Annotated in this window: 13 protein-coding genes; 11 read left to right on the plus strand and 2 right to left on the minus strand. The window is 69.3% G+C overall.

Translation table 11 applies throughout. From position 1 onward, the window contains the following. Nucleotides 1-63: 63 nt before the first annotated feature. The 3 genes from AC1C2T_RS05825 (at nucleotide 64) to AC1C2T_RS05835 (ending at nucleotide 3,617) form a co-directional block, all read left to right on the plus strand. A complete protein-coding gene (locus AC1C2T_RS05825; protein WP_495384574.1) occupies nucleotides 64-1,614 on the plus strand; it encodes an FAD-dependent oxidoreductase in 1,551 nt (516 codons plus the stop codon). Nucleotides 1,615-1,785: 171 nt separating this feature from the next. Beyond that, on the plus strand, nucleotides 1,786-1,983 hold the full coding sequence (locus tag AC1C2T_RS05830; protein ID WP_495384575.1) for a hypothetical protein: 198 nt from the start codon (nucleotides 1,786-1,788) through the stop codon (nucleotides 1,981-1,983). Beyond that, entirely contained in the window at nucleotides 1,980-3,617 is a 1,638-nt protein-coding gene (locus AC1C2T_RS05835) for a SulP family inorganic anion transporter (RefSeq protein ID WP_495384576.1), read from the plus strand. Before AC1C2T_RS05830 ends, AC1C2T_RS05835 begins: the two co-directional genes overlap by 4 nt. A gap of 140 nt (nucleotides 3,618-3,757) precedes the next feature. Here AC1C2T_RS05835 and AC1C2T_RS05840 read toward each other — a convergent pair whose 3' ends face one another. Together AC1C2T_RS05840 and aspS are read right to left on the minus strand one after the other, a co-directional pair. Beyond that, nucleotides 3,758-4,750, minus strand: coding sequence for a formylglycine-generating enzyme family protein (locus AC1C2T_RS05840; protein WP_495384577.1), 993 nt, complete (start codon nucleotides 4,748-4,750; stop codon nucleotides 3,758-3,760). Between the two features lie 125 nt (nucleotides 4,751-4,875). Further along, on the minus strand, nucleotides 4,876-6,234 hold the full coding sequence (gene aspS / locus AC1C2T_RS05845; RefSeq protein WP_495361191.1) for an aspartate--tRNA(Asn) ligase: 1,359 nt from the start codon (nucleotides 6,232-6,234) through the stop codon (nucleotides 4,876-4,878). Between the two features lie 261 nt (nucleotides 6,235-6,495). On the opposite strand from aspS, the gene AC1C2T_RS05850 reads away from it, so the two are divergent. From AC1C2T_RS05850 to pulA, 8 genes are all read left to right on the plus strand, one after another. Beyond that, nucleotides 6,496-7,140: a histidine phosphatase family protein gene (locus AC1C2T_RS05850; protein ID WP_495384578.1), complete on the plus strand. Its 645-nt coding sequence runs from the start codon at nucleotides 6,496-6,498 to the stop codon at nucleotides 7,138-7,140. Further along, nucleotides 7,140-7,733: a TlpA family protein disulfide reductase gene (locus AC1C2T_RS05855; RefSeq protein WP_495384579.1), complete on the plus strand. Its 594-nt coding sequence runs from the start codon at nucleotides 7,140-7,142 to the stop codon at nucleotides 7,731-7,733. The genes AC1C2T_RS05850 and AC1C2T_RS05855 overlap by 1 nt, the downstream gene beginning before the upstream one ends. 3 nt (nucleotides 7,734-7,736) lie before the next feature. Continuing rightward, complete coding sequence (locus AC1C2T_RS05860) at nucleotides 7,737-8,489, plus strand: cytochrome c biogenesis CcdA family protein (RefSeq protein ID WP_495361188.1); 753 nt, start codon at nucleotides 7,737-7,739, stop codon at nucleotides 8,487-8,489. Further along, on the plus strand, nucleotides 8,473-10,332 hold the full coding sequence (gene resB, locus AC1C2T_RS05865) for a cytochrome c biogenesis protein ResB (RefSeq protein ID WP_495384580.1): 1,860 nt from the start codon (nucleotides 8,473-8,475) through the stop codon (nucleotides 10,330-10,332). The genes AC1C2T_RS05860 and resB overlap by 17 nt, the downstream gene beginning before the upstream one ends. 152 nt (nucleotides 10,333-10,484) lie before the next feature. Further along, nucleotides 10,485-11,432 carry a c-type cytochrome biogenesis protein CcsB gene (gene ccsB / locus AC1C2T_RS05870; protein WP_495385398.1) on the plus strand — a complete coding sequence of 316 codons (948 nt, stop codon included), beginning with the start codon at nucleotides 10,485-10,487 and terminating at the stop codon, nucleotides 11,430-11,432. 62 nt (nucleotides 11,433-11,494) lie between these two features. Further along, nucleotides 11,495-14,077, plus strand: coding sequence for an ATP-binding protein (locus AC1C2T_RS05875; RefSeq protein ID WP_495384581.1), 2,583 nt, complete (start codon nucleotides 11,495-11,497; stop codon nucleotides 14,075-14,077). A gap of 117 nt (nucleotides 14,078-14,194) precedes the next feature. Continuing rightward, nucleotides 14,195-14,425, plus strand: coding sequence for a hypothetical protein (locus AC1C2T_RS05880; protein WP_495361183.1), 231 nt, complete (start codon nucleotides 14,195-14,197; stop codon nucleotides 14,423-14,425). A gap of 242 nt (nucleotides 14,426-14,667) precedes the next feature. Further along, nucleotides 14,668-20,742, plus strand: coding sequence for a pullulanase-type alpha-1,6-glucosidase (gene pulA / locus AC1C2T_RS05885; RefSeq protein ID WP_495384582.1), 6,075 nt, complete (start codon nucleotides 14,668-14,670; stop codon nucleotides 20,740-20,742). Nucleotides 20,743-20,808: the final 66 nt, after the last annotated feature.

A 20,808-nucleotide genomic window follows, 5' to 3' on the forward strand; every position in this document is an offset into this window, starting at 1 on the left:
ACCGTCATTCGGGGATCAGTCAAGCCCGTTGCGGGGCCACCCCACCGGGACTTGACTGGCAGCATGACCTCCTACTGGAAGGCCGCGGCGCACGCAGGCGCAGACGCCGAGCCGACGGCGCTCACATCCGGCCGGTCGATTCCAGCCGGGACCGTCGACGTGGCGGTCGTCGGCGCCGGCATCACGGGCCTCTCGACCGCGCTCATGCTCCAGCGCACCGGCCGAACCGTGGTGGTCGTCGAGGCGACGGAGGTCGCGGCGCTCGCGTCGGGTGCCAACACGGGCAAGGCCAGCGTGCTGCAGGGCGCGAGGCTGCAGCGCATCCGCCGTTCGCACTCGGCGAAGGTCACGCGGGCGTACGTCCAGGCGAACCTCGATGGGCAGGCTTGGATCGCCGAATTCGTCGGAGAACGTGACCTGCCGTTCGCCACCGAACCGGCTTACAGCTATGCGCAGTCGGAGCGTGGTCTGAAGACGGTGCTCGCCGAGTTCGATGCGGCGCGCGAAGCCGGGCTGCCGGTCGAGATGATCGAACGGATGCCGGTGCAGTTCCCGTTCGCCGGGGCGGTCGCCCTCGAGGGGCAGCTCGCCTTGGACCCGTACCGGCTCGTGCTCGAGCTGGCTCGCGCGTTCGTCGAGGCCGGAGGCGTGCTCATGACCGGTGTGCGGGTGCGTGACGTGCACGCGTCGGATCCCGTCGTACTCGAGACCGACGACGGCGCGCTGCGGGCTCGCGACGTCGTCGTCGCCACCGCGACGCCCATCCTCGACCGAGGACTCTACTTCGCGAAGACGCGGCACTCGCGCTCGTACATCGCCTCGTTCCGCGTCGGGGATCCGCCGCCGCCCGGGCTCTTCCTCTCCGTCGATGCGCCGACACGCTCGGTGCGAACAGCGCCGACGCATCCGGAGTCCGGCGCCGCGGGGCTGCAGCTCATCGTCAGCGGCAACGAGCACCCGGTCGGGCGCGTCGAGTCGGCGGCCGCACGCGTCGACGATCTGGTGCAGTGGACGCAGCGCCACTTTCCCGGTGCCGAGCTCACCCACCGCTGGTCGGCGCAGGACTACGAATCGCTGAATCTCATTCCCTTCGCCGGGTGGATGCCTCGCGGTCGCGGTCGCGTCTGGCTCGCGACGGGCTACGCGAAGTGGGGGCTGACGAACGGAGTGGCGGCTGCGCTGCGCATCTCCGCCGAGATCCTCGGCGAGCCGTGGCACGAGCATCGGCCGTGGATTCGCACGCTCGGCAGCCGGCCGACCATGCCCGCCGATCTCGGACGGGGGATCTCGGAGAACGCGAAGGTCGCGCGCGAACTCGCCGCCGGATGGGCGCATGCGGAGGCGCACGCGTCACCGGTGCGGCGGCCGCCCGAAGGCGCGGGGGTCGTGGCCTCGCGCGGCGGGGTGCCCGTCGGGGTGTCGACGGTCGATGGGCAGACGTGCGCGGTGCGGGCCATCTGCACGCACCTCGGCGGCGTCGTGCGGTGGAACGACGCCGAGCACACGTGGGACTGCCCCTTGCACGGCTCGCGCTTCGAAGCATCCGGCCGGCTCATCGAGGGTCCAGCCACTCGGGACCTGCGTTCGACCGTGCGGCCCGACGGCCAGCTCTGACCGTCGTGTCATCCGCGTGGCGCCGATGGTTCACTGTCTCGCCATTGTCTTGTAGCGCCCGCTGTGACACGGTGGAGGCGAAGCCGCCGGGGGCGACGGCTTCTGAGCGGGAAGGGTGATCGAGGGGGCATCCGCTGCTCGCCGTCGCCCGACCAGACGGAGGGGCTGTCCGTGAGCAAGAAGTCCGATGTGCAGCGTTCGTCACTGCCGACTCCCGACCTGGCCTACGACGGTCCGGTCGAGCCCGTGCGCATCTGGACCCGCATCGGGCGACGTCCGCTGCTCGCCGCGGCATCCGATCATGGCTTCACGGTCGTGAGTGTGAAGCGCGACTGGTCGACGGTCTTCCCCGAGCCGGCCGGCGGATGACCCGCGCGACCGCGACCGCGGCCCGTCGGCGATGGTGGTTCCCCACGCTGCAGGGCTATCAGCGAGGATGGCTCGGGGCCGACGTTCTCGCGGGGCTCTCCGCCGGAGCCGTCGTCATCCCGCAGGCGATGGCGTACGCGACGATCGCGAACCTGCCCGTGCAAATCGGGCTCTACTCATGCATGGTGCCACTGTTCGTCTACGCGATGCTCGGCGGTTCACGGGCGATGAGCGTGTCGACGACGTCGACGATTGCGACGCTGTCGGCCACGACGCTCGTCTCGGCCGGCGTGGCCGCGGGCTCTAGCGACCCCGTGCCCGACCTCATGGCGCTGACGCTGCTCGTCGGCGTCATCCTCCTGATCGCTCGGCTCTTCAAGCTCGGCTCCCTCGTCGAGAACATCTCGAAGGCGACGATCGTCGGCATCCAGATCGGCGTCGGGGCGACCGTCGCCGCAGGGCAATTGCCGAAACTGCTCGGTGAGACGACGGATGTCTCGGCGCACGGGTTCATCCCATCGCTCATCGCCGTCGGCGAATCGGTCGGCGCGGCGAACGGGCCGACGATCGCATTGTCGCTCGGGTCGATCGCGACCCTGCTGCTGTTGAAGCGTTTCGCACCGCGGGTGCCGGGGCCGCTGATTGTGGTTGCGGCGGGCATCCTCCTCATGGCGTTCACCGGTCTTCACGACGCCGGGGTCGAACGCATCGCGACGGTCCCACAGGGGTTTCCGGCACCAGAGTTGCCATCGTTCGCGAACCTCGGTGCGCTGCTGCCGGGTGCATTGGGCATCGCCGTCATGGCGTTCCTCGAGTCCGCGGCGGTCGCCCGAACCATCCGCAAGCCCGGCGAAGCGCAGGTCGACAGCAACCAGGAGCTCTTCGCAACCGGCGCGGCCAACGCCATCGGCTCCTTCTTCCAGGTGCTGCCCGCCGCCGGCGGCTTCTCGCAGAGCGCGGTCAACCAGGGCGCGGGGGCGAAGAGCCAGCTCTCCTCGATCGTGACGGTGCTGCTCGCGCTGCTCGTCGCCCTGTTCCTTGCACCCGTGTTGAGCCTCTTACCGCAGGCGACGCTCGCGGCGATCGTGTTCGTCGCCGTGGCCGGGCTCATCGACATCCGCTCGCTCGTGCGCTTCTGGCGCATCAGTCGATCCGACTTCTGGATCGCGGTGTCGACCGCCGTCGTCGGGATCACCGCCGGGCTGCTCATCGCGGTCGCGGTCGGCGTCGTCGCGACCCTCACGGTGGTGCTGCGCGAACTCAACAGGCTGCGCGTCGACGTCGAGGAGCCGGTCGATGGGGTGCTGCCCGTGCGACTCATGGGCCCTCTGTACACGGCGAACGTGCTCGCGAACGAGAACGCGGTGCTCGCCGCGGTGGCCGATCGCGAAGGGATCCGCGTCGTCGCCCTCGAACTCGCACGGCTCGTGATCGTCTCGATCACGGTGCTCGACACCCTCGCCGACCTCGAGCGTGAGCTCGCCGACCAAGGGGTGGAGCTCAGGGTCGCGGCCGTGCCTGAGGCCGCGGCCGACCTCGCGCGGCGCGGGGATTGGTTCGCGAACCTCGAGCGCGAGGGCCGCGCCTACCCGACGCTCGACGACGCAGTCGCCGGGAGGCACCAGATCGGTTGAGCGCAGGGACCGCGCGCGCCTGTTCGTCCAATCCGTGCCCGCCCGTTCGCTGGTGCGATCCGGCGCGGTCGCGGTGCAAGTCGGCTCAGATCGCGTCGCGCGCGCTGGTGCGATCCGGCGCGGTCGCGGTGCAAGTCGGCTCAGACCGCGTCGCGCGCGCAGCGGAACCCGATGTGGGTCGTCGCCGTGTCGTCTGCCTGCGGCGACCGCGCCGACGGGCGATAGCGCAGGCAGTAGTCGGGCGAACACAGGTGCGAGCCGCCCTTCAGCACCCGGCGCGGGATGCGCGAGCCCGATTCGGCGGATGCCGCGGCGAGCAGGTTCGGCCGCCGTTCGGCGTCGACCGCCTCGACGCCGGGCGGGTTGTGGCGGGCGGTGTAGAAATCGGTGGTCCACTCCCACACGTTGCCGGTCACGTCGAAGAGGCCATACCCGTTCGCCGGGAACGTCATCACGGGAGAGGTGCCCACCCAGCCCTCGGCGCCGGTGTTGCGGTAGGGGAAGGAGCCCTGCCAGCGGTTGACCATGAGCTTGCCGTCGGGGAACTCCTCGTCGCCCCACGCGAAGCGCGCACCCTCGAGCCCGCCGCGGGCGGCGAACTCGAACTCGGCCTCGGTGGGCAGTCGCTTGCCGGCCCATTCCGCGTACGCCGAGGCATCCGCGAAACTCACCTGCACGACCGGGTGGGTGGGCCGGTCGTTGACGGCGTTGTTCTGAGCTTGTCGAAGGGCGTTGTTCTGAGCTTGTCGAAGGGCGCCGTCCTGAGCCTGTCGAGGGGATGACTCGGGGCCGAACGGGTGCCGCCAGCTCGCGCCCTCACCCCACCGCCACCACTGCCGCCATTCGCGCAGGTCGACCGGCCCCTCGGTCGGCGTGAACACGAGCCCGCCGGGCACGAGGTCGGCGGGGTCGGCACCCGGGAAGTCGGCCGGGTCGAGCGGCCGCTCGGCGACGGTGACGTAGCCCGTCGCCTCGACGAACTCGGCGAACTGCTCGTTCGTGACAGGGTGCAACTCGATCTCGAACGACTCGACCGCGCGCTCGTGCACGGGCGTCTCGTCGGCGTAGAACTCATCGGAGCCCATGCGGAACGTGCCGCCCTCGATGCGGATCATGGCAGTCGTCTCGGTCACCCTCCGAGCCTACGACTCGCGATTGCGGGCGAGTGCTCGCCCGGTGTTTCCGTTTGCGCTCGATGTTCCCGCTCGAGTGGAAACACGACGCGCCAACGGAAACATCCGCGGGCGCACGGCGCGGGTCAGGGGAGCAGGCGCGTCGGGCCGCGGAAGAGGTACGTCGTCTCGCGGATCGACTGCTCGCCGAGCATGAGCATCAGCACGCGCGCGAGGCCCATGCCGAACCCGCCGTGCGGTGGTACGCCGTAGCGGAAGAAGTCGAGGTAGAACTCGAGCTCTTCAGGGTCCATGCCCTTGTCGACGGCCTGGGCGGTGAGCACGTCGATGCGGTGCTCGCGCTGGGCACCCGTCGAGATCTCGACGCCGTTGTAGATGAGGTCGTACGAGTTGGTGAGGCTCGGTTCGCCAACGCGCCGCATGTGGTAGAACGGCCGGATGCTCGACGCGTAGTCGGTGAGGAAGACGAAGTCGTGCCCGAACGTCTCTTTCACGTAGGCCGAGATCTGGCGTTCGCCCTCGGGGTCCATGTCGTCGTCGGCGCGGGGGATCACGTAGCCGCGGTCGGCCACGATCTGCTTCGCCTCTGCGAGCGGGATGCGCGGGAACGGACGTGACGGCACCTGCAGCTCGATGCCGAAGAGCTCGGCGATCTCGGCGCCGTGCTTGGCGACGACGGCCTCGAAGCCCGCGACCATGAGCTCCTCATGCAGCGCCATGACGTCTTCGTGCGAGTCGATCCAGCTGATCTCGGTGTCGATCGAGGTGAACTCGGTCGCGTGCCGCGAGGTGAACGACGGGTCGGCGCGGAACGCGGGCCCGACCTCGAAGACGCCGCCGAAGCCGGCCGCCTGCGCCATCTGCTTGAAGAACTGGGGGCTCTGCGCGAGGTACGCCTTGGTCTCGAAGTACTCGACCTCGAAGAGCTCTGCACGTGACTCCGACGCCGAGGCCATGAGCTTCGGCGTGTGGATCTCGATGAGACCCTTCTCGACCCAGACGCCGCGAAGCGCGTGCAGGAACGTCGTCTGGATGCGGAAGATGAGCGCCTGCTTCGGGTGACGCAGGTCGAGGAAGCGCCAGTCCATGCGCTTGTCGAGGCTCGAATCGGGCGCGATCGGCGTCTCGGGGTTGGCTTCGGTGATGACCTCGAGCGCGGCGATCTTCACCTCGAGGCCGCCGAGTTTGACGCGCTCGTCGTGCTTCAGCTCGCCCGTCACGCTGATGAACGAGCCGTGTGAGAGCGCCGAGATGGCCTCGGTCGTCGCGAGGCGAGCGGATGCCGCGGACACTTCGACAGGCTCAGTGAGCGAGGGGTCGAGCTCCCGCGTCGCGGGGTTCACGAGCTGCACCGCACCCGATTCGTCGCGAAGGATGACGAACTGCACCTTCTTCTGATCTCGCACGGTCTCGACCCATCCGGACACGGTGACAGGGCCGTCGGGGAGGGCGGCGAGATTCTTGACGAGGGTGCGGGTGTTCACGATCGACCATCCTACCTGTGGGGCTTCTGCGGGTTGAGCTTGTCGAAACCTGCTTCGGGGGTTTGGGTTTCGGCAGGCTCAACCCGCGGGGTGCCCGGCTTGTCTTCGGGGGTTTGGGTTTCGGCAGGCTCAACCCGCAGGGTGCCCGGCTTGTCTTGGGGGTTTGGGTTTCGGCAGGCTCAACCCGCGGGGTGCCCGGCTTGTCGATACCTGCAGGACGCTCGGCGGATTCAAAGGGAACGCCTCTCTAGACTGGAAGCCGTGCCGGCCGAGCAGATCCATCTCGTGCGCCATGGCGAGGTGTTCAACCCGCAGGGCGTGCTCTACGGTCGACTTCCCGGCTACGGACTCTCCGATCTCGGTCGCCGCATGGCGCAGGCCGCCGCCGACGACCTCCTCGCACGCGATCGCCCGGTCAGCACCCTCGTCTCCTCCCCGCTGCAGCGTACGCAGCAGTCGGCCGAACCCGTCGCCGCAGCGTTCGGACTCGAACCGACGCTCGACGAGCGGGTGATCGAACCCGAGAACCGCTTCGAGGGCAAGCGCATGCGCGGCCCAGACGGCGCGCTCCGCGACATCCGCAACTGGCCGCTGCTCGTGAACCCATGGGAGCCCAGCTGGGGCGAGCCGTTCCGTTCGATCGCCGACCGCATGCTCGCCGCGATCGGCGACGCCTGGCAGGCGACCGACGACGGAGACGTCGTGATCGTCAGCCACCAGCTGCCGATCTGGATGGTGCACCGACGGCTCGCCGGACTCTCGCTCTCGCACGACCCCCGTCGCCGACGCTGTGCGCTCTCGAGCATCACGACGCTCGAACGCCGCGGCGACCGGTTCGTCGAGGTCGGATACGCAGACCCCGCGGCGGGGCTCTCCGCCGAGGCCACGGATGTAGGAGCAGTGTGATGCGCAAGCGTTGGTCGATGACGGCGGTGGTCGTGGCATCCGCCCTGCTGCTGACCGGGTGCACGAGCGACCCGCTCGCCGACCAGTTCCGCGAGGGCAGCGGCAAGAACTACATCGCGGGCGACGGCACGATCACCGTGTACGACGCCGACGGTCGCGGCGAGCCCATCGAGTTCACCGGCGAGACCGTCGAGGGCGAGAGCTTCGACTCGGCGGATGCCGCGGGCAAGGTGCAGGTCGTCAACTTCTGGTACGCGGGCTGTGCGCCGTGCCGCGTCGAGGCGCCGATCCTGCAGGAGGTCTACGAGGGCATCGACGCCGATTCCGTGAGCTTCGCCGGCGTGAACGTGCGCGACCAGGCCGCGAACGCGACAGCGTTCGAGAAGGACTACGGCATCACCTACCCGTCGGTGCTCGACGTTGAGAGCGGCGAGGCACAGCTCGCCTTCGCCGGCCGCGTGCCCCCGGCCGCAGTGCCAACCACGATCGTGCTCGACCAAGACGGCAAGGTCGCCGCGCGCGTGCTCGGCCAGCTGAAAGACGCGTCGATCCTCGAGACGATTATCGACGACCTCCTCGCCGAGCAGGCCTAGCGCATGGGCGCGGGCGAGATCGTGCTGAACGGGCAGTTGCTCGCAGCCATGCCGATCGCACTCGCCGCGGGTCTCGTCTCGTTCCTCTCGCCGTGCGTTCTGCCGCTCGTGCCGGGATACCTTGGCTATCTGGGCGGGTTCACGGATGCCTCGGCCGATGCCGCCACCGAGCGCAAGAACCGTCGCCGCCTGCTGCTCGGGGTGCTGCTCTTCATCGCGGGCTTCACCGTGGTCTTCGTGTCGTTCAACCTCGTGGCCGGTGTCGCAGGCGCGTGGCTGTTGCAGTATTCCGACGTGATCGTGCGCATCGCCGGCGTGCTGCTCATCGTCATGGGCCTCGTCTTCATCGGCCAGTTCACGTTCTTGCAGCGCACAATCAAACCGTCGTGGCGCCCGGCGACCGGGCTCGCGGGAGCACCTTTGCTCGGCATCGTCTTCGGCCTCGGCTGGACGCCGTGCATCGGCCCGACCCTCGCCGTCGTGCTCGCGCTCAGCGCCGACTCCGCGTCGGCCGGCCGCGGCGTGCTGCTCGGCCTCGCGTATTGCGTCGGCCTCGGCATCCCGTTCCTGCTCGTCGCCGCGGGCTTCGGGTGGGTCACGGGTTCGCTCACCTTCCTCCGCCGCCACATCCGCACGATCAATATCGCGGGCGGTGCGCTGCTGATCCTCATCGGCGTGCTCATGGTGTCGGGAATCTGGTCCATCTGGATGTACGAACTGCAGGCGGTGATCACGGGTTTTGTCCCCGCAATCTGACCCCGGCGCGCCCTCGCGGCCCGCCGACCACATCGACTCGGTCGAGCAGGATGCCGCCGACGCATCCCTTCGACAGGCTCAGGACGGCGCCGTCACCCAGCCGAAGCTCGGCTTCGTCGGCTGGATGCGCTTCGCGTGGCGGCAGCTCACGAGCATGCGCACCGCGCTCCTGCTCCTGCTGCTACTCGCAATCGCCGCGGTGCCCGGCTCGCTCGTGCCGCAGCGCTCGAGCGACCCGAACGGCGTCACCCAGTACTTCAGCGACAACCCGAGGCTCGCGCCGATCCTCGACAGCGTGCAGATGTTCGACGTGTACACCTCGGCGTGGTTCTCCGCGATCTACCTGCTGCTGTTCGTCTCCCTCATCGGGTGCGTCATCCCGCGCACGAAGCATCACCTCGAGGCGCTGCGGGCGCGACCGCCGCGCACGCCCGTGCGGTTGTCGCGGCTCGCGGGGTACACCGAGCGCGAGCTGCGGGTTGAGCCTGCCGAAACCTCGGCGAGCTCGGTTTCGACGAACTCAACCAGCAGGGAGGCGATCGACGCCGCCTTGCTGCGGGTTGAACCTGTCGAAATCGCGACAGACCCGGTTTCGGCGAGCTCGGTTTCGGCGAGCTCAACCAACGAGGCAGCGGATGCCGCGATCGACGCCGCCGCGAAGCAACTGCGCCAAGCCGGGTACCGCGTCGAGCGCTACGAGCTGCGCGGCGAGCCCTCGGTCTCGGCCGAGCGCGGGTACCTGCGCGAGACCGGCAACCTCATCTTCCACACGGCCCTGCTCGGCGTGCTCGTCGCCGTCGGGTTCGGCGGCGGGTTCGGATTCTCGGGCCAGCGCGTGATCGTCGAAGGGCAGACCTTCGTCAACACCCTCGCGGCGTTCGACTCGTTCAACCCCGGACGCTTCTTCAACGACACCCGGCTCACGCCCTACCGGCTCTCGCTCGACGATCTCGATGCCGTGTACGAGACGCAGAACCAGAATGCGATCGGCCAGCCCATCGACTTCACCGCGAACGTCACCGTGCAGGGGCAGGGCGGCGAGGCCGAGGAACGGATCGTCAAGGTCAACGAGCCGCTCTACACGCACGGCACCGACGTGTACCTGCTCGGCAACGGCTACGCCCCGACGATCACGGTGAAGAACGCCGACGGCGAGGTAGTCTTCACCGACTCCGTGCCGTTCCTGCCGCAAGATGCGAACCTCACCTCGATCGGCGTCGTCAAGGTGCCCGACGGCATGCCCGAGCAGCTCGGCATGGTCGGCTTCTTCTACCCGACGCAGGAGCGGCTCGACTCGGGCGCCTACACGTCGAACTACCCCGACCTGATCCTGCCGGTGCTCACGCTCAACGTGTACGAGGGCGACCTCGGCATCGACGGCGGCACGCCGACCTCGGTGTACACGCTCGACCCATCGACCATGGAGCAGCTGACCGGCGGCAAGACCGGCGTCGACTCCATCGAACTGAAGCCGGGCGAGACCGCTGAGCTGCCGAACGGCCTCGGCACGGTCACCTTCGAGGACTCGTCGCCCGATGCCGAGACTGCGGATGGCGCGGAAGGCGACTATTCGCAGAGCGTGCCGCGCTTCGCGAGCTTCGACATCCACCACGACCCGACGCAGATCTGGGTGCTCATCTTCGCGTCGCTCATCCTCGGCGGACTCCTCGTCTCGCTGTTCGTGCCGAGGCGCCGCATGTGGGTCAAGGCCGTTACGAAGCCCGACGGCCGGGTCGTGCTCGAGTACGCCGCCCTCGCCCGCGGTGAGGATCCGGGTCTCGAGGAGGCCGTCACGGCCTTCGCCGACAAGCACGCTGGGCCGCGACCATCGCCGGTCGAGTAGGCCCGCCAAGGCCGTCTCGAAACCCCCTCGCGCCAGTGGGTATCGAGACGGTCGCTTCGCTCCCTCCTCAACCCACGCAACACACTTCGACGTAAGGTAGAACAGTGCAGTTGACGTTCGACGAGATCTCCATCCTCTGCGTGTACTCGGCCATGGTCGTGTACGCGATCGCGTTCATCGCGTTCTCGATCGACCTCGCCAAGCGCTCTGCCGCCGCCACGGCTGCGGCGGATGCCTCGGCTCGAGTCGAGCTGAAGGAGACCGTCGCCGTCGGTGCGCCGGGGCGTGCGGGCGCTTCGACAAGCTCAGCGAGCTCGAGCCGAGTCGCCTATGGCCGCTCGCCCGCGCTTCGCGTCGGCGTGGCGATGACCGTGCTCGCCTGGCTGCTGCACCTCACGGCCGATGTGCTGCGCGGCCTCGCCGCGGGCCGCGTGCCGTGGGCCAACATGTACGAGTTCGCGCTCACCGGCACACTCATCATCACCACGGTCTTCCTCATCGTGCTCGTGGTCTCCAAGCACGACCTACGGTTCCTCGGCACCTTCGTCACCGGGCTGGTGCTCGTGCTGCTCGGCGTCGCGGCGCTGAATTTCTACGTGAGCCCGATTCCGCTGCCGCCGCCGCTGCAGTCGGTGTGGCTCGTCATCCACGTGTTCGTGGCGAGTGCGTCGGTCGGCCTCTTCGCGCTCGGCTTCGCGCTCTCGGTCGTGCAGCTCATGCAGTCGCGTCGCGAGTCGCTCCTCGCGACGGCGAAGGCCGCGAAACTCACGTTCCTCGCGACGCTGCCTGATTCCGTCACCCTCGAGAATCTCGCGTACCGCATCAACATCATCGGCTTCATCCTCTGGACGTTCACGCTCATGGCCGGTGCGGTCTGGGCCGAGAAGGCCTGGGGTCGGTACTGGGGCTGGGACACCAAAGAGGTGTGGACCTTCATCGTCTGGGTGGTCTTCGCCGGCTACATCCATGCTCGCGCGACGCGCGGATGGCGGGGCTCGCGCTCGGCGTGGCTCGCGATCATCGGCTTCTCGACGGTGCTGTTCAACTTCACCATCGTGAACCTCTTCTTCAAGGGACTGCACTCGTACTCCGGGCTCTGATCGGCCGCTGACTCAGGGTCCGCCCGGTTGCGGCGCGGACTCGCCGCGGGCACCATCGGTCTATGAGCAGGGCCCTGCTCGAGCGCGATTCCGAACTCGACGAGCTCCACGCCGCGGTGCGGGAGGCATCGGGCGGTCGCGGTCGCGTCGTGCTGCTCCACGGCGAGGCGGGCATCGGCAAGACGAGCCTCGTGAACGCCCTGCGGGCGGAACCACCCGGCGGCGTACGGGTGCTCGTCGGATCGTGCGATGCCATGTCGACGCCGCGGCCGCTCGGGCCGTTGCGCGACCTCGCGGCGGCGGTCGAGCCGCGGCTCGGTGAGGCCCTGCGCGCGGGCGACCGCGAGGAGGTGTTCGCTGCGCTCAGAGATGAGCTCTCGGATGCCTCGGGAACGGTGCTCATCATCGAGGATGTGCACTGGGCCGACGAGGCCACACTCGATGCGTTGCGGTTCCTCGTGCGCCGTATCGATGAGCTCCCAGCCCTGCTCATCCTCACCTACCGCGACGAACTCGATCGCGACCATCCGCTGAGCCGCCTGCTCGGGGACCTCGGTCACGGCGATCGGGTCGATCGCATCGCACCGCATCGACTCTCGTCGGCGGCGGTCGGTGAGCTGACCGCCGCGACCGGTCTCGACGCCGGCCGCGTCTATGCGACGACCGACGGGAATCCCTACTTCGTCAGCGAGCTCATCGCCTCGGCGGACGACGCCGGAGTTCCTCCGACGGTCGTCGACGCGGTGACCGGTCGACTGCGGCGCCTCGACGAAGCGACGCAGGTTCACGTCGAACAGCTCGCCGTCGTGCCGTCGGCGGTCGACGCCGCCCTGCTCGCGAGGTTGGTTCCGGGGGCAGCCGGTGCGTTGCGCGCAGCGGAGGAGGCGGGACTGCTGGAGGTCGGCCCCGAGGGCGTGCGGTTCCGTCACGAACTGACGCGCCGGGCGATCGTTGACGCGCTGCCCGCCTCCCGCCGCATCGAGCTCGAGCGCCGTGTGCTCGCCGAGTTGCTCGCATCGGGCGCCGTCGACCCGTCGACGCTCGTGCACCACGCGCTTGCCGCCGGTGACATCGACGCGGTCGTCGCGTGGGCCCCGCGTGCTGCCCGTGACGCCGCGGCATCCGGTGCCCATCGACAGTCGGCGGCGCATTTCCGGGCGGCGCTCGCCCACATGGACCGGTACGAGGCGGCGGAGCGCGCCGAGCTGCTCGAGGGGTACGCGATCGAGGCGTACACGGTCGGGCAGGGGCCCGAGTCGGTCGAGGCCCAGACGGAGGTCGTGCGCCTGCGTCGTGAGCAACCCCACATCACCGCGCTCGGTGCGAGCCTGCGCTGGCTCTCGCGCTTCCAGTGGCTCGCAGGGAACCGATCCGCCGCCGAGACGGCGGCCCGCGAGGCATCCGCAGTGCTCGCCGAATCGGATGACCGCGGACTCCTCGCGCTCGCGCTGAGCAATGAGGCGCAGCTCGCGATGCTCGCCCACGAACTGCCGCGGACGATCGATCTCGCGACACGCGCCGCCGCGCTCGCACGGGAGGTGGGCGAACCGAGGGCGCTCTCCCACGCGCTCAACAACCTCGGCACCGCGCACTTGCTGCAGAACCGCGACGAGGGCATCGCAGAGCTCCTCGAGGCGGCGGACATCGCGGTCGCCGCCAACCTCATGGACGACGCGGCCCGCGCCCACGTGAACCTGGTCTGGAGCCTGCTCGACCAGTACCGTCTCGACCTTGCCGAGCGCTACCTCGAGCCGGCGCTCGAACTCTCCGAGCGCACCGAGGTCGTCGGGCTCTGGTCCTACCAGCAGGCCGAACGCGGGCGCCTGCACCTCGCGCGAGCGCAGTGGGACGAGGCCGTGGCGGCAGCCGGACATCAGAGCGAATCGTTGCCGCAGCTGTATTGCGTCGCACTCATCGTCATCGGCCTGGCCGGAATCCGCCGCGGCGACCCCGGCGGCGAGTCGACGCTCGAGAAGGCCGGCCGCATGGCCGAACGCCTCGGCGAGCTGCAGCGCACGGGACCGGTCGCCGCGGCGCGTGCCGAGGCAGCACTCCTCCGCGGTGACCGCGACGAGGCTCGCGTGATCGCCCGGCCCATGTACGACGAAGCAGTGCGACGGCAGGACACGAACCTTCAGGCCGAGCTCGCGTCGCTGCTCCGCCGGGCCGGAGAGCGGGTCGAGGCACCCGCGGGCGATCACCCGTTCGCCGTGCAGGCGCGCGGTGATTGGAAGCGTGCTGCTGAGCTCTGGCGGGCGATCGGATGCCCCTACCACGAGGCATCCGCACTCGCCGAGAGTCCGAACACGGCCGACCTGCTCGCGGCGCTCGCGATCCTCGATCGCATCGGCGCGGTACCGCTCGCCCGGCAAGTCAGGGCTGGCCTCCGGGGCCGCGGCGTGCGGAGCATTCCGCGCGGGCCGTCGAGCCCGACCCGGCACAACCCCGAGGGCCTGACCGACCGGCAGGTCCATGTGCTGCGGCTCCTGGCGGAGGACCTGACGAACGCCGAGATCGCCGAGCGGCTCGTGGTGTCGGTGCGCACGGTCGACAGTCACGTCGCCGCGGTGCTCGCCAAGCTCGGGGTGGCGTCGCGACGGGAAGCGGTGCGTGCAGCCGGCGAACTCGGCCTGCTCTCGTCGTGATCTCGGTAGCTGCGGCCGGTGATCTCGGTAGTCGTCGCCGATGACCCGGAGCCCGCCCAGCGATGGGATGGATCCACAGCCCGCGATCGGCGGGTCTTGTGATCGACAGGGGTAATCATGAACACCGCATTCACTGCAGCGGGAGGCGTGACGGTTCGTCATCACCGGGATTCGACCTTCATCGAGCGGATGGCCCGCCGTGCCGGTGCGGCGCTCGTCGCGTGGAGCCGCGGCGCCCCGCAGCGCCACAGCCGCGAGGAGCTCGCCGAATTGCACGAGCGGCGTCTGGAAGCCGAGCGGCTCCGCGAGGAGCGCTTTCGCGAGGTGACGCTGGGCCGGTTGATGTGATGCGGCGCGCGTTGCCATCCAGGCGCGCTTCCGCTGCGCCGAGCCCTGACGAACGAGGGCCGGCGCGTGAGAACGCTTCCATCACGTCGGGCTCTCGTGAACGCCGTGAACGTGCGGCATTCGTTGTGTGACATCGATGAGGGGCCGCATGTCTGCAAGCGCTTGCATTTATGCGCCGCCCGCTGCTACGGTCACCAGCAGTGTTGGTGGCACGGAGTCGTGCCGGAAATCGGGAGTCAAGGATGACGCAACGCGCTCGCGCACGCAGCTGGTTCGCCCTCGTGGTTGCGGGGGGCCTCGCGGCATCCGCTCTCTCGGTGATTCCGGGCCTCGCCGCCGCGGCCGCAGACGAGCCGCGCACCTTCGCGCTCGTCGGCTCTCTGCAAGACGAGCTCGGATGTCCCGCCGACTGGGCGCCCGAGTGCGCCGAGACCGAGCTCACCGCGACCGGCACGCCCGGCGTCTTCGCGGCAGAGTTCACGATCCCCGCCGGCACCTGGGAGTACAAGGTCGCCGTCAACGACACGTGGGACGAGGCGTACGGCCTGAACGGCGGCGGCGACAACATTCCGCTCACGGTCGCCGGCGACACCCCAGTGCGCATGGTGTTCGACGACACCCTGAAGCGCGTGGGCCTCGAGGCGACAGAGGCCACGCTGCGCGGCGCCTACGACGAGACATCCGATGCCGACCTCGTCGCCGACCCCGTGCGCCAGCCGGGCAGCGACGAGACCTTCTACTTCGTCATGACCGACCGCTTCGAGAACGGCGACACCTCGAACGACGAGGGCGGGCTCACGGGCGACGCGCTCACGACCGGTTACGACCCGACCCACAAGGGCTTCTACAACGGCGGCGACCTCGCGGGCCTGCGCGACCAGCTCGACTACATCGATGGGCTCGGTACGACGGCGATCTGGCTCACTCCGAGCTTCAAGAACCGCGCAGTGCAGGGCGAGGGCGCTGATGCGAGCGCCGGCTACCACGGCTACTGGATCACCGACTTCACCCAGATCGACCCGCACCTCGGCACCAACGCCGAGCTCGAGGCGCTCATCGGCGAGGCGCACGCCAAGGGCATCAAGGTCTACTTCGACATCATCACCAACCACACGGCCGACGTCATCGACTACGCCGAGGGCGAGCACGCCTACATCGACCAGGCGACTGCGCCGTACCTCGACGCAGGCGGCACCGCTTTCGACCCGGCCGACTTCGCCGATGCCGACACGGGCGCCGACTTCCCGGTCCTCGACGCGGCGACGAGCTTCCCCTACACACCGACCCTCACGCCCGAAGATGCAGAGCTCAAGGTGCCCGCCTGGCTCAACGATTCGACGCTGTACCACAACCGCGGCGACTCGACGTGGGAGGGCGAGTCGGTCAACTTCGGCGATTTCGTCGGCCTCGACGACCTCATGACCGAGCACCCCACTGTCGTCAACGGCTTCGTCGACGTCTACGAGGACTGGATCGACCTCGGCATCGACGGCTTCCGAATCGATACCGCCAAGCACGTGAACTTCGAGTTCTGGGAGCAGTGGTCGACGCAGGTGCTCGACTACGCGCACGCCGCCGGCAAGCCCGACTTCTTCATGTTCGGCGAGGTCTACGACGCCGACCCCGTGAAGCTCTCGCCCTACGTGCGCAAGACCGACATGAACTCGGTGCTCGACTTCACGTTCCAGTCGCAGGCCGTGGCATTCTCGGCCGGCAATTCGGCGAAGAACCTGCAGGCCCTCTTCGCGGGCGACGACTACTACACGACGCCCGACTCGTCGGCCACTGCGTTGCCGACCTTCCTCGGCAACCACGACATGGGTCGCGTCGGCTACTTCCTGCAGTCGACGGAGGCTCCGCTCGAGCGTGACGAGCTCGCCCACGAGCTGCTGTTCCTCACCCGAGGCCAGCCCGTCGTCTACTACGGCGACGAGCAGGGCTTCGCGGGCACGGGCGGTGACCAGAGCGCCCGGCAGACCCTGTTCCCGAGCCAGGTGGCCGAGTTCCAGAACCAACCGCTCGTCACGGGCGAGACGTTCGGCACCGGTGAGCACTTCGGCACGGATGCCCCGCTCTACGAGCACATCGCCGCGCTCTCGGCGCTGCGCGCTGGGCACCCCGCCCTTTCGACCGGCGCCCAGATCGAGCGCTACGTCGACAACGGCGCCGGCGTCTACGCATTCTCACGCGTCGATCGGGCGGAGAAGACCGAGTACCTCGTTGCCGCGAACAACTCGAACGCGCCGAAGACCGTCGAAGTGCCCACGCTCACGAAAGGCGGCGTGTTCTCGCCGCTCTACGGCACCGACGGCGCGCCGATCGTGGCGAACGCCGAAGGCGTGGCATCCGTCACCGTGCCGGCGCTCGGCACCGTAGTGCTCCAGGCCGACCGTGCGGTGAGCGCGCCCGACGCGGCATCCGCCATCAGCGTCTCGACGCCCGCCGCGGGCGCCGGCGTCACCGGAATCACCCCGGTCGCGGCCGACGTCGACGACGCCACCTGGCAGGAGACGAGCTTCGCCTGGCGGGTTGCCGGCGCGACGGGCGACGATGCCTGGCACGAGCTCGGCACTGCCGAAGACACGAGCCCCCGGGTCTTCCACGACACGGCCGGCCTCGCCGGTGGCACGCTCCTCGAGTACCGCGCGGTGTCGACGGATGCCGCTGGGCACCGCTCGGCGGCGAGCACCTACGCGAGCGTCGGCAACGCCGTGAACCTCGTCGAGGAGGAGGAGCCAGAGCAGCCGATCGACCTCGTCACAGTGCCCGGCTCGCACAACGCCGCGATGGGTTGCGCCGGCGACTGGGCGCCCGGCTGCGAGGCCGCGAAGCTCACGCTGCGCGCCGACGGCATCTACGCCGGTACCTTCGATGTGCCAGCTGGCGACTACGAGTACAAGGTCGCGATCAACGGCAGCTGGGACGTCAACTACGGCGCCAACGGCGAGCTGAACGGCGGCAACGTCACCTACTCGCACGCGGGCGGGCCGATCACGTTCTTCTGGAACCCGAACACGAAGGTCGTCTCATCGACCGCGGAGGGCCCCGTCGTGACGTTGCCCGGCAGCTTCCAGTCGGAGGTGGGATGCCCCGGCGACTGGCAGCCCGAATGCCTCGCCTCGCTCATGCAGGACGGCGACAAGGACGGCGTCTACACGTGGTCGACCTCGTCCATCCCCGAGGGTGCACACGAGACGAAGGTCGCGCACGGGCAAGGCTGGGACGAGAACTACGGCGTCGGTGGGGCACCGGGCGGTGCGAACTACACGTTCACCGCGACCACGGGCAAGCTCGTCGAGTTCCGCTACACGCTCGCGACCCACGTGCTCGAGATCATCGTGACCGACCCGCCGCTCGCGGGCACTGGCGAGTCGCGCGCGCACTGGGTGAGCGAAGACACGCTCGCCTGGCCGGCCGAACTGCTCGGCGGCGCAGAGGCGACGGATGCCGCGTGGACGCTCGAGCACTCGCCCGACGCGTCGCTCGCGGTGGCTGACGGCGGCGTCACGGGCGGCGGCGACCCGGTCGAGCTCGAGCTCGACCCGGCCGGCCTCTCGGACGAGCAGCTCGCTGCGTTCCCGGCGCTCGAGGGCTACCTCGCCCTGCGTCCGGTCGGGCTCGACCGCGACGATGTGCAAGGGCTCCTCACCGAGCAGCTCACGGTCGCGCAGCGCGTTTCGACAGGCTCAACGAACGAACAGGAGCTGAGCGCCTTCACCGGCGTGCAGCTGCCCGGCGTGCTCGACGAGCTCTACGGCGACGCCGTGGCATCCGTGCCGCTCGGTGCCAGCTGGCAGGCAGGCCAGGCGACGCTCTCCCTCTGGGCGCCGACCGCGCGATCGGTCTCGCTCGAGCGGTGGGATGCCGGGGCATCCGGTGATGCCGAGGTGATCGCCGCCGAATTCGACGACGCCGACGGCACGTGGGCGGTCTCGGGCGACGTCGCGTCGGGCGACGAGTACCGCTGGTCGGTCGAGGTGTACGCCCCGACGACGGGCGCGATCGAGACGAACTCGGTCACCGACCCGTACTCCGTGGCCCTCACGACGAACTCGGTGCGCTCGGTCGTCGTCGACCTCGACGACGAGTCGCTTCGCCCGTCGCAGTGGGAGCAGACGGCCGCTCCCGTCGTCGAGCGCCCGGTCGACCGTGCCATCTACGAGTTGCACGTGCGCGACTTCTCGATCGGCGACGAGACGGTCCCGGCCGAAGAGCGCGGCACGTACCGCGCCTTCACTCGCGACTCGGCCGGCACAGCACAGCTGAAGCAGCTCGCCGAGGCGGGCATCAACACCGTGCACCTGCTGCCGACATTCGACATCGCCACGATCGAGGAGAACCGCGCCGCACAGGCGACTCCCGCGTGCGACCTGACGAGCTTCGGCCCGGCATCCGCCGAGCAGCAGGCGTGCCTCGAGTCGATCCGCGACCTCGACGGCTTCAACTGGGGGTACGACCCGTTCCACTTCCAGGCGCCAGAGGGCTCCTACGCGGTCGACCCCGACGGCGGCGCACGCGTGAGCGAGTTCCGCGAGATGGTCGGCGCGCTGCACGCGACGGGCCTGCAGGTCGTGCTCGACGAGGTGTACAACCACACCGCGGCATCCGGACAGGGGGAGAAGTCGGTGCTCGATCGGATCGTGCCCGGCTATTACCAGCGTCTGAACGCCGTCGGCAACGTCGAGACCTCGACGTGCTGCCAGAACATCGCCACCGAGCACGACGTCGCCCAGAAGCTCATGGTCGACTCAGTGGTGCTGTGGGCCGAGGAGTACAAGGTCGACGGCTTCCGCTTCGACCTCATGGGTCACCACTCGAAGGCGAACATGCTGGCGGTGCGCGCCGCCCTCGACGAGCTCACCCTGGAGGAGGACGGCGTCGACGGCTCGGCGGTGTACCTCTACGGCGAGGGCTGGAACTTCGGCGAGGTCGCGAACAACGCCCTCTTCGAGCAGGCCACGCAGGGCCAGCTCGGCGGCACGGGCATCGGAACGTTCAACGACCGGCTGCGTGACGGCGTGCACGGCGGCAGCCCGGTCGACGGGGCGTCGACGTTCGAGCAGGGCTTCGGCACCGGCCTCGGCACCGACCCGAACGGATCGGCCGTCGACCCGGCGGACCGCACCCTCGGGCAGCAGACCGACCTCGTCAAGCTCGGACTCGCGGGCAACCTGCGCGAATTCGAGTTCACCGGGTCCGACGGCGTCGTGAAGCGCGGCGACCAGTTCGACTACAACGGGTCGCCGGCCGGCTACGCCGACCAGCCCGACGAGGTCATCAACTACGTCGACGCTCACGACAACGAGACGCTCTACGACCTCTCGGTGTTCAAGCTCCCGGCCGGCACCGCGATGGCCGACCGCGTGCGCATGAACACGCTGTCGCTCGCGACCGTGACCCTCTCGCAGTCGCCCTCGTTCTGGCACGCCGGTACGGAGCTGCTGCGGTCGAAGTCGCTCGACCGGAACAGCTACAACTCGGGCGACTGGTTCAACCGCATCGACTGGACCGGCCAGGAGTCGACGTTCGGCTCCGGCCTGCCGCCCGCGGCCGACAACGAGGACAAGTGGCCGATCATGGCGCCGCTGCTCGCGGACCCCGCGCTGAAGCCTGCTGCGGCGGACATCGCGGTGGCCGAGGCATCCGCCCTCGACCTGCTGCGGGTGCGGGGTCAGGTCGACCTGCTGCAGCTCGGGTCGGCCGAGCTCATCGATGAGAAGGTGTCGTTCCCGAACAGTGGACCGGATGCCACGCCCGGCGTCATCGCGATGCAGATCGACGACCTCGTGGGCGACGACGCCGACCCAGAGCTCGACGGGGCGCTCGTCATCTTCAATGCGTCAACCGAGCCGGTCACGGAGACGATCGGCGGACTCGCCGGGCGCGACTTCGCGCTCGCCGAGGCGCAGGCGAACGGTGCCGACGCCGTCGTGAAGACGACCACCTGGGATGCAGCGACCGGCGCGGTCACCGTGCCGGCCCGCAGCGTCGCCGTGCTCGTCGACGAGCAGGCGCCGCCCGCCGTCGCGACGTTCACCATCGCGGCACCGAACAAGCTGCTCGCGAAGGCCGGCTCGGCCGTGAAGCTGCAGGGCAAGGTGTTCGCCCTCGACGGCAGTGCTGCGGTCGGCACCGTACGGGTGCTCGACGGCGGCAGGGTCATCGCCGAGGTCGAGCTCACGGTCGCCGATCGAGGCCGCATCGACGTCAAGCTGCCGAAGCTGACGCGCGGCCTGCACCTGGTGCGGGCCGAGTTCGACGGCGGCGAAGGGTTCGCCGACTCGCGCTCGTTCCCGGTGCCGCTGATCCTCTGGTGACCCTGTTGATCGAGTAGCCGACGAAGGAGGCGTATCGAGATCCGGTGCGGGGGTTAGCCCGATGGC

This window comes from Agromyces sp. Y558, from assembly GCF_059445415.1.